9 protein-coding genes are annotated in these 11,077 nt (G+C 30.0%); 7 read left to right on the forward strand and 2 right to left on the reverse strand.

The window, feature by feature from the left end; genetic code table 11:
- Nucleotides 1–376: 376 nt before the first annotated feature.
- Together ACY1IQ_RS14440 and ACY1IQ_RS14445 are read right to left on the reverse strand one after the other, a co-directional pair.
- Complete coding sequence (locus tag ACY1IQ_RS14440) at nt 377–1,483, reverse strand: Na+/H+ antiporter NhaC family protein (RefSeq protein WP_461614612.1); 1,107 nt, start codon at nt 1,481–1,483, stop codon at nt 377–379.
- A gap of 142 nt (nt 1,484–1,625) precedes the next feature.
- Complete coding sequence (locus ACY1IQ_RS14445; RefSeq protein WP_461614613.1) at nt 1,626–1,805, reverse strand: hypothetical protein; 180 nt, start codon at nt 1,803–1,805, stop codon at nt 1,626–1,628.
- Nucleotides 1,806–2,090: 285 nt separating this feature from the next.
- On the opposite strand from ACY1IQ_RS14445, the gene ACY1IQ_RS14450 reads away from it, so the two are divergent.
- From ACY1IQ_RS14450 to ACY1IQ_RS14480, 7 genes are all read left to right on the forward strand, one after another.
- The gene (locus tag ACY1IQ_RS14450) at nt 2,091–2,321 is read left to right on the forward strand and encodes a DUF1450 domain-containing protein (protein WP_461614614.1); all 231 of its coding nucleotides are present in this window, start codon (nt 2,091–2,093) and stop codon (nt 2,319–2,321) included.
- Between the two features lie 177 nt (nt 2,322–2,498).
- A complete protein-coding gene (locus ACY1IQ_RS14455) occupies nt 2,499–3,977 on the forward strand; it encodes an SEL1-like repeat protein (RefSeq protein ID WP_461614615.1) in 1,479 nt (492 codons plus the stop codon).
- Nucleotides 3,978–4,287: 310 nt separating this feature from the next.
- Nucleotides 4,288–5,478 carry a DUF3798 domain-containing protein gene (locus ACY1IQ_RS14460; protein ID WP_461614616.1) on the forward strand — a complete coding sequence of 397 codons (1,191 nt, stop codon included), beginning with the start codon at nt 4,288–4,290 and terminating at the stop codon, nt 5,476–5,478.
- Between the two features lie 80 nt (nt 5,479–5,558).
- A complete protein-coding gene (locus tag ACY1IQ_RS14465; RefSeq protein WP_461614617.1) occupies nt 5,559–7,154 on the forward strand; it encodes a sugar ABC transporter ATP-binding protein in 1,596 nt (531 codons plus the stop codon).
- Nucleotides 7,155–8,204, forward strand: a complete 1,050-nt coding sequence (locus ACY1IQ_RS14470; RefSeq protein ID WP_461614618.1) for an ABC transporter permease subunit — start codon at nt 7,155–7,157, stop codon at nt 8,202–8,204. It begins immediately after the preceding gene.
- Entirely contained in the window at nt 8,197–9,474 is a 1,278-nt protein-coding gene (locus ACY1IQ_RS14475; protein WP_461614619.1) for an ABC transporter permease subunit, read from the forward strand. The genes ACY1IQ_RS14470 and ACY1IQ_RS14475 overlap by 8 nt, the downstream gene beginning before the upstream one ends.
- A 631-nt stretch (nt 9,475–10,105) precedes the next feature.
- Nucleotides 10,106–10,852: a Bax inhibitor-1/YccA family protein gene (locus tag ACY1IQ_RS14480; RefSeq protein WP_461614620.1), complete on the forward strand. Its 747-nt coding sequence runs from the start codon at nt 10,106–10,108 to the stop codon at nt 10,850–10,852.
- The last annotated feature ends 225 nt before the right edge of the window (nt 10,853–11,077 follow it).

An 11,077-nucleotide genomic window follows, 5' to 3' on the forward strand; every position in this document is an offset into this window, starting at 1 on the left:
CCCTTTAGGGTTCCCCTGGGGTGCAGTATAGTTTGGAGCTAAAGCTAGTGAGTTTATACTAATATTATGGAGATAATCAATATATTCTAAATATTGTTCAATATCGCAGATATTGTGTCGTATCCCACTGCACCCCAGGGGCTTCACCAATGGAGAATTAAAAATTGACAATTCAAAATTAAGGATGAAATTATTTTTTAGCAAAATAATTTCTTTGAATATGTTTTTAACTAGCAATTATATTGCTAGTTATGTGGAGAACATTGTTCAACGTTACAGATAAATAATTGTAAATTTCTCAATGATAGCTGAGAAATATCCACAATTGTGAATTGTACATTGTGAATTAGAAAAAGGAGTCCGATGAACTCCTTTTTTACACTATAAATCCAAATATTATATAAAGAATAAAGCTTATTAAACCATTTAATAATGCGTAAGGCAACTGAGTCTTTACATGGTCTATATGATCACAAGCTGTTGCCATTGATGATACTATTGTTGTATCTGAAATTGGTGAACAATGATCTCCCATAACTCCACCAGAAATTACTGCACCTATGCAAAGATATAGATTAGCATTAAGCCCCGCATGCATGGATACGGCAATAGGTGTCATTATAGCAAAAGTACCAAAGCTTGTCCCTGTTGAGAATGCTATTATTGAAGAAAAGATAAATATTAAAGCAGGTACAAAACTAGGGTTAATTTTCCCAGATAATGTGCTTGCTATAAAATCGCCTGTTTTTAAGTCTCCAATTACATTACCAATAGCAAATGCAAATACAAGAATTGAAGCTACTTGTAACATTCCACTAGCACCTTTAAAGGTATAGTTCATAAATTCATTTAGATTCATTATGCCTTTAATTTTGTATAGTATTCCACAGAAAACTATAGTTGTAAATACAGCCCAAAATACTGCAGTTGAACCTGAACCATTTAATGTATTACCATTCCCAGTGATATAAAGACCTAAAGGAATCATGCCTATTAATACTATTAATGGAAGTATCATATTCCACATGTTAGGTTTAATACCATTTTTAGTTGAAATTTCTGTTACATCATCAGAGATAAGAGGAGTTGAACCTTCTCTTATAACTGAACCTGTAGTTTTTGCCCTAATTTCTGCACTTTTCATGGGACCAAAATCTTTATCAGTAAGTATATAAAAAGCTACAGAAAGTATAGTTATAACTGAATAAAAGTTAAATAATAAACTTTTACCTAATATTTGAACTGGATTTCCAGATATAACTCCAGCTGTTATCTGTGCAGAAATCACTCCTAATAAGGTGGCACCCCATGAATTAAAAGGGAGAATAGAACACATAGGTGCAGATGTAGAATCAACTATATAAGCTAATTTTTCTCTTGAAACATTATATTTATCGGTAACAGGTCTAGCTATAGCTCCTGAAACAAGACAGGTTATAGTAGATTCTATAAAAATTACTATTCCAACAATATATCCAAGCATCATTGATGCTTTTCTACTTTTTATAGTTTGTGTTTTTGTAGTTAAGTAATCGACAAAACCTTCAACTCCACCGGAAACCTGAATTAAAGTTATTATTGAACCTACAAATATACAAAATATAATTGTTTTAGTTGTCCAACCTTCAGAAAACAGATATTATTCTTTCTAAAGATGCATTTAGTGAAGGCAATAATGCTCCACCAGATAATATTAATTCACCAATATATATTCCAGCAAATAAAGAAATTATAACCTGCTTAGTTATAAGTGCTAGTATTATTGATATCAGTGATGGTAATAAAGTAAAAATACCATAACTCATTTTTATGCTCCTTTTTATTCCATATTGATTTAAAATATATTTTTAAATAATCAACAACATATTTATTATTTAATTTGGTTATTATATAAAAACAAAATTGAACAATATATTTTTAAAAGTGGTACATTTATAAGTATAATGGTAAAGTGATGATTTTTAAAGATAATAATTATTAATTAATATCCTTAATATAAAGAGACAATTTTAAAACAATTCTGAGAATAACTTTAAATAAATATAAATAATAATTTTATAAATTTTTATTTTTTAGAAGGGATTAAGGTTATGGAAAAAGAGATTTTCTTTTGTGAAAACAATGTAAGCAAGGGATTAGAAGAAATTATAGAAAAGTTAGAAGAAAAGTATAAAGACTTAGATGTTTACATTGAACCTTGTCAAGGGCAATGCAGCGTATGTTCAGAGAAATTTTTTGTTGTTATAGACTCAGAAGTTATTGAAGCAGAAACTCCTGAAGAATTGTATGAAACTATAATTGATATTCAAAATAATAACTAATTAGAGCATATTATATTTTTAATAACAGATAAATAAGACCATTTTTGTGATTAATTATAATAGAGAAAGTTTTTAAATAATGCAAACTTTTTTATATTATTTATAATTACATTTTTTAGTTGTTATAATATAATTAATGATGTATATTAGATTTTTAATAAATAAGGGGGACATTAAATGTTATCTATACCTAGATGGCTAGCAATTACTATAATAATTGTTGGTAGTAGTATTTTATTAATTAAAGCTATTAGTAAGTTTAGAATAAAAAGAAAAGAGTGCATGAATAAAAAAATTATTGAAGCTGCTGAGGAAGGAGACTTAGTAGCACAAGTTATATTAGCCGATATGTATTATCACGGTGATAAAATAGAAAAAAACTACGAAAAAGCATTAGAATTATATAAATTGGCATCGGAGCAAGGTGATGAATATGCACAAATGTCAGTAGCTTATATGTATTGTAACGGTGAAGGTACTGAAGTGGATTATGAAAAAGCTTTTCTGTGGTATAAAATTGTAGCAGAAAGAGAAAATGAACATGCACAATTAAATATAGGCTATATGTATCATAATGGAGAAGGTATAGAGATAAACGAAGAGGAAGCCTTAAATTGGTATAAAAAATCTGCTGAAAAGGGGAATGCCATTGCAAAATATAATATAGGTTCTATGTATTATAGTGGTCATGGCATGGAAATTGATTATAAAGAAGCTTTTAAATGGTATTTATCATCAGCAGAAGGAGGATATATCGCTGCTATACTTAGAGTTTCAGATATGTATTTTGAAGGACAGGGAGTAGAAAAAAATTGTGAAAAAGCCCTATATTGGTCATTAAAAGCTGCAGAAAAAGGAAATGTAGATGCAAAATACAATTTAGGATTTTCTTATTATAATGGTTTAGGAGCAGAAACAAATTATAGAGAGGCTTTTAAATGGTATAAGGAAGCAGCGAAAGATGGAGACGAAGAAGCTCAAATGGCTATTGGAAGTATGTATAGAGATGGTTGTTATGTGAGAAAAAACGTAAAGAAGGCATTAAAGTGGTATAAGATGGCTGGAAATCAAGGATGTTTAGAGGTACAAAAAGTAATTGCAGATTCTTACTTTTACGGTTCAGATGCGAAACAAAACTATAAAGAAGCTTTTAAATGGTATAAAAAAATGGCAGAACAAGAAGATGCTTATGGAGAGGTAAGCTTAGGAGATATGTATTATAATGGATTCGGAGTAAAGCAGGACTATAGTAAAGCATTAGAATATTTTATCAGAGCTGCAGAAAAAGAAAATCCAAGTGCACAGCATAATATGGGAGTAATGTATGAGAAAGGACAGGCAGTTTCTCAAAGCTATGAAAAAGCATTATATTATTACAAATTGTCTTCTGAAAATGGAAATGGTGAAGCAGCTTTTAATGTAGGAGTATATTATTGTAAAGGAACTGCAGTTCCTAAGGACTACAATGAAGCGAAAAAATGGTTTGAAAAAGCTGCAGAAAGTCATATTGGCGTTGCATATTTCAATCTAGCATATATGTATGAACATGGAGAGGGTGTAGATATAAATTTACAAAAGGCTAGAGAACTTTATGAAAAGGCAGCAAACTTAGGATATGGACATGCGTTGGAGGCTTTAAAAGAGTTACATAATTAACATCGAATTTTAAAATAACTGATTGATATTTTGCGTATCAATCAGTTTTATTTTTTTGCAAATTAGCTTTTGTAAAAAATATTGAAAAATAATAAATATAATTTAATAAAGATTAGAATATGTATAAATATTAAATAAAAAATTAACATATGATGAAAATTTTACATTAAATTCAAATTATTATAATTAATTCACAATTAGTTTAAAGAATGTAAACACTTTTTGTAGCATAATGTAGTAATATTTAGAATAAAAATTAATATTCTATATTATTAGCTAAATTTATAGAATATAAAGGGGAGGATGGATTATGTTAAAGAAAAGGATATTAGCAGCCCTTTTATCAATGGCAATGCTAGTTGGAACTGTGGGATGTTCTAAGCCTAGTACTGGTGAAAAAGATAATGAAAATGCCAGCAATCAAGAGCAAAAACAAGAGAATACAGAAGAGAAAAAGGATTTTAAAATTGGGGTTATAACCGGTACAGTTTCTCAAGGAGAAGAAGAGTACAGAGCAGCAGAAAAAGTAAAGGCTAAATATGGAGATATGATAGTACTACAAACATATCCAGATAATTTTACTAAAGAGCAGGAAACAACCATAGCTAATACATTAAGTTTGGCTGCTGATCCTGATGTAAAAGCTATAGTATTCGTTCAAGCAGTACCGGGAGCCAGCGCTGCAATTGATAAAGTTAGAGAAAATAGACCAGATATGTTATTTATAGCAGGGGTTCCAGGAGAAGATCCAGCTATGATATCATCAAAAGCTGATGTAGTATTGCAAATTGACGATGTGGGAATAGGAACAAAAATGGTTGAACAAGGTAAAAAAATGGGAGCAAAAACTTTTGTTCACTATTCTTTTCCAAGACATATGTCTTATGAAATGCTAGCTAAAAGAAGAGACAATATGAAAGCTGCATGTGAAAAAGAGGGGATAAAGTTTATTGATGCTACAGCACCAGATCCAACAGGTGATGCAGGAGTTCCAGGAGCTCAACAATTTATATTAGAAGATGTTCCAAGAAAAATTAAGGAGTTTGGAAAAGATACAGCATTTTTCTCAACTAACTGTGCAATGCAAGAACCTTTAATTAAATCTACACTTCAAGAAGGAGGTATATTCCCACAACAATGTTGCCCGTCTCCATATCATGCATATCCAGGTGCATTGGGAATAGAAATTCCAGAAGATAAAAAAGGTGATGTTAGTTATATAGTTGAACAAATAGGTACCAAAATTGGTGAAAAAGGTGGAAAGGATAAATTTTCAACTTGGCCAGTACCTGTAAACATGTTATTTGTTGAAGCTGGAGTAGAATATGCTAAAGCTGTATTAGAAGGAAAGACTGAAGGAAACAATGATCAAGGTCAAATAGAAGAAAGTTTAAAAGCTTTAACAGATAAATCTTTTGAACTTTATAAATATGAGGATGAAGCATCAGGAAAAGTTTATGATAATTATTATCTACTATTATCAGATTATATAAATTTCTAATAACAATCTATAATTCCAAAGGAGGGTTCTCCTTTGGAATTAATAAAATATATTATTTCAACAGTTAGGGGGGACGCTGGATGAATGAAAAATATGTTTTAAAAATGAAAAATATAGGTAAAGAATACTTCGGAAATAATGTATTAAAAGGGGTAAATCTAAAAATAAAACCAGGCGAAATACATGCTCTGCTTGGTGAAAATGGAGCAGGAAAATCTACCCTTATGAATATACTTTTTGGAATGCCAGTTATACATTCAACAGGAGGTTTTAAAGGAGAGGTTTATTTAAATGAAGAGAAGATAAATATTAAGTCTCCTAAAGACGCAATGGGACTAGGTATAGGAATGGTACATCAAGAGTTTATGCTTATACCAGGATTTACTATTACAGAAAATATAAAACTAAACAGAGAAATAACTAAAAGTAACATTATAAGCAAAATTTTTGGTAAAAGATTGAGAACTCTTGATATAGACACTATGAATGCACATGCTAATAAAGCTTTAAAAACTACAGGGATTGATATAGACGAAAGGACAGTTGTTGGAGGATTACCAGTGGGATATATGCAATTTGTTGAAATTGCACGGGAAATTGATAAGGAAAATGTAAAACTTATGGTATTTGATGAACCAACGGCGGTTTTAACTGAAAGTGAAGCAGAAACCTTGATGGAGTCCATGAAAAAAATAGCTGAAAGTGGTATAGCTATTATATTTATAACTCATAGGTTGGATGAAGTTATTAACACTGCAGATAATATCACAATACTTAGAGATGGTGAACTTGTTGCTAGCAGAGAAGTTTCTAAGACCAATGTGGTTGAACTTGCTGAACTTATGGTAGGTAGAAAACTAGATATATCATCTAAAGAATTTAAGGACCATGAAAATAATGAAACAATAATTTCTATAAAAAATCTTAAAGTAGAAATGCCTGGTGAGAGAGTAAAAGATGTAAATTTAGAGATTAAAAAAGGTGAAATTTTAGGTATAGGAGGTCTCGCTGGTCAAGGTAAGATTGGTATAGCAAATGGAATTATGGGTTTATATCCAAGCACTGGAAAAATTCAATATAAATCTGAAGAGCTTTCATTAAACGATGCAGAAAAAGCCTTAAAAAGTAAACTTGCATTTGTTTCTGAAGATAGAAGAGGAGTGGGATTATTATTAGATGATTCAATAGAAACTAATATAGTAGTAACTTCTATGCAAATCAATAATAATTACTTTCACAAAATAGGGCCTATGAAAATAATGAATAGCAGGGAAGTAAGAGAACATGCTCTTAAGATGATAAAAGATTTAGATATTAGATGTACAGGCCCTACTCAACCTACAAGAAGATTAAGTGGAGGAAATCAGCAAAAGGTTTGTATAGCTAGAGCACTTACTTTAAACCCTGAGGTTATATTTGTATCTGAACCTACTAGAGGAATAGATATAGGAGCTAAAAAATTGGTACTGGATTTATTGGTTAAGCTGAATAAAGAAGAAGGAATGACAGTAGTAATTACATCAAGTGAATTAAATGAATTAAGATCTATATGCGATAGAATTGCTATAGTAACGGAAGGTAAAATATCTGGGATATTAAAACCAAATGCCTCTGATGCAGAGTTTGGATTATTAATGTCAGGTCTAAATTCTAATTTAAAAGAGGGGGAAAAATAAATGAAGGAAAAGCTTAAAAATATTGTAGATAAGTTTGGGCTCCCTAGAATTATAATAACTGCCTTTTTTATACTTCTTTGTATACTTGCAGTAGTACTTAAATTACCGATAAGTATGTTGATATCTGATATGCTTGTAAGATTTGGTATGAATGGAGTTCTAGTTTTAGCTATGGTACCGGGAATATTATGTGGTATAGGTCTTAACTTCGGATTGCCTGTGGGGATATTAGCAGGAATATTAGGAGGACTTATAAGTATAGAGCTTAATCTTAGAGGCGGGATAGCATTTTTTGTAGCAATAGCAATAGCCATACCTATTGCCGCATTAGTTGGATATGCCTATGGATTACTTCTTAATAAGGTTAAAGGTTCAGAAATGATGATAGGAACTTACGCAGGATTTTCAGCAGTTTCTCTTATGTGTATAGGATGGTTATTATTGCCTTTCAAGAGTTCTGAGATAAGATGGCCAATAGGGCAAGGACTAAGAACTACTATAACATTAGATGGCAGATATAGTAAGGTATTAGATGAATTTCTAGCATTTAATATAGGAAAGATTAGAATACCTACAGGACTTATACTGATGTTTTTAGTATGCTGCTTGTTAGTTTGGATATTCTTAAAAAGTAAAACAGGAATTATGATGGCAGCAGGAGGAAGTAATAATAAGTTTGCACGAGCGTCGGCAATAAATGTGGATAGAACTAGAATTATAGGAACTGTATTATCAACAATACTAGGAGCAGTGGGAATACTTATGTATGCTCAAAGCTATGGATTTTACCAGCTTTATCAAGCACCTATGATGATGGGATTTGCAGCAGTTGCAGCAGTTTTAATAGGTGGAGCATCTACAACCAGTGCAAAGATATCTCATGTTATAATAGGAACATTTTTATTTCAAGGATTATTAACCTTAGGTCTTCCTGTTGTAAATCAAATGGTTTCAGAAGGAAATCTATCAGAGGTCGTAAGAATAATTATAAGTAATGGAATAATCCTTTATGCATTAACAAAGGCAAGAGGGGGTGGCTCTGGTGAGTAATAACAATAACAGTTTTATTGATAAAGTAAAAGGTGGAATTTTTAATAATATGGTGACAATACTATTTGTGGTGTTATGTATTATAGGAATAAAATTATCAGGCCAGTCAATTTCCTTTGTGCTAACAGAACTTGTAATAAGAATAGCTAGAAATTCATTTTTAGTATTGTCATTAATAATACCCGTAATGGCTGGTATGGGGTTAAACTTTGGTATAGTAATTGGTGCTATGGCAGCACAAATTGCTATAATTGCAGTTACTCATTGGGAAATATCTGGACTGGGAGGCTTTATGCTTTGTGTACTTTTAAGTACTCCACTTGCAATCATATTTGGATATTTAACAGGGGTTTTATTAAATAAAACAAAAGGTCAAGAGATGATCACAAGTATGATATTGGGATATTTTGCTAATGGACTTTACCAACTTCTATTTCTATTTTTAGTAGGAACTTTAATACCTATGAAAAACGCTAAGCTTATGATTCCTGGTGGAGTGGGTATTAAAAATACAGTAGATTTAAATGGTGGAATAAAATATGCCTTAGATGATATATGGAAAAAGAATGGATTAGATGTGCTTTACTATGGGGTAATAATAGCCATTGTTATGATATTATTATGGTCTATTTTTAAATATGTTAAATATAAGAATAGAACAACAAGTTTTTATAAAAGAGAGATTATATTAATTGTAGTATGTGCTCTTTTATATGCTTCATTGTATATACCTTATATAACAAAAACTTTATCTGTAGTATCTGTGCCTATAGTAACTATGATAATAATTTTAGTATTATGTCTATTTAATGTATTAATTTTTAAAACTAAGTTAGGCCAAGATTTCAGAACTGTAGGACAGAGTTTAAATGTTGCTAATGCTTCAGGTATAAATGTAAATAAAACAAGAGTTATAGCTATAATAATTTCAACAGTACTTGCTGCTTGGGGGCAATTAATATTCCTACAAAATATAGGAACATTAAATACTTATGGAAGCCATGAACAGGTAGGTATGTTTGCGATAGCTGCTATTTTAATAGGTGGTGCTACTGTATCTAAAGCTACTAACAAGCAGGCAATATTAGGAGTTGTGCTATTCCATACTTTATTCATAGTTTCCCCTATGGCAGGTAAAAACCTATTTGATAATGCCCAAATAGGAGAGTATTTTAGAGTATTTGTAGCATATGGAGTAATTTGTGTATCCTTAGCACTATATGCTTGGAAAAAACTTGTGGAAAGTAAACGTCATTTAAAGTCTGAATAAAGTATAAATATGCAAGACTAGCTTAATAATATTAAGCTAAATCTTGCATATTTTTTAATGTACGAAAAATCTACACTATGAAGTAGATATGATTGCATCTTTACATAATATTTTATTCATTGAATCAGGCTCTTATAAAGTAATATATGGGGTAAGTGCAAATATGTGATTAAAAGTAATGGATTTTAAAATAAATTCTATAAAAAGATAATAATATTCGTTTATTATATATTATTAAAAATGATACCTTTATTATATAAAATAGTTTTACACATAATACATGATACTTTGTTAATAACTTAGCTTTTAAAATTAAAGCTGTGGATATTTTATATAAAATTAGAGATAAGTTAATGTGAAAGTAAAAAATAAAATTATTCTTTATATTAATAATAATTTTATTATTATGTTTCACTAAGTTTATTTACTTAGATCAAGCAAATTTAACACATACGAATAGCTTGTAATTATCTTTCAGATAGTAGCTTTTATAAGCTTTACTATATTACTATTTTGATATAAGAAAAAACTAGAAAATTTAATTAATTTTTAATCTCTTTATATATATTTACTAATTTTAGGATGATAAATTGTCAATATAGTAATTAGTTATCTAGGGAGGAAAAGTATTATGAGAATCAAGTCTCCTAAGGTTAATGGATTTTTATTCTCGGGCTTTGAAAAGGTAGGAGATTATTCCTATGAGGAGCGAATGACAGTTTTAGGGGCAAGAAATAAGACTTTGATTTTATTATTAGTTATGATAGCATCTAGTGCAATATCATGGTACTTAATGAATGGTAAATATATAGGTTCACCTATATGGCTTATATTATTAGGTGTAGGGATGATACTACCACTTGCTATAGTAACAACCATAAGTCCTAAATCTTCTTCTTTTGTTGCTCCATTCTATGCTATAGGAGAAGGATTTCTATTAGCTGGTGTATCATTGCAAGTTGAAAAATATTATCCAGGAATAGTTATGCCTGACATATTATTAAGTATAGCAGTAGCAATTTCTGTATTGCTTATTTATCAAGAAGTAGGGAGATTGCCTTCAAAATTCATAAAAGGAGTATTTATAGCTACTTTTGGAATAGCCATAAGTTATTTAATTACATTTGTGATTTCCTTATTTGGAGTTAATATACCTTTTATTCATACAAGTGGACCTGTTGGGATACTGTTATCTGTAGTAGTGATAGTAATTGCGGTATCTAACTTATTAATAGATTTTGACTTTGTATGCAGAGGAGCAGAAAATGGTGCACCAAAGTATATGGAATGGTATAGTGCAATATCAATAATGGTTACTCTAGTTTGGATGTATCTAGAGGTATTGGAGTTACTTCAAAAAATAAAAGATGGGGATTAAAATTTATATTAAGTTTTATAAAAACATATTCTAAAAAACCAACATATTTGCTGTTGGTTTTTTGTATTAGATTAATGAATTATAACTTAGAAAGTATTATAATGTATATAAATAAAAAAATATAATAATATACACGAACTAAAGGGGAGAGCTATGAACATAGATTATATAGGAGCTTTACAGCTCATGTTATTAGTACTCTCCATAACGGCTATATTTCTATAT

This window comes from Clostridium sp. Marseille-QA1073, from assembly GCF_054863625.1.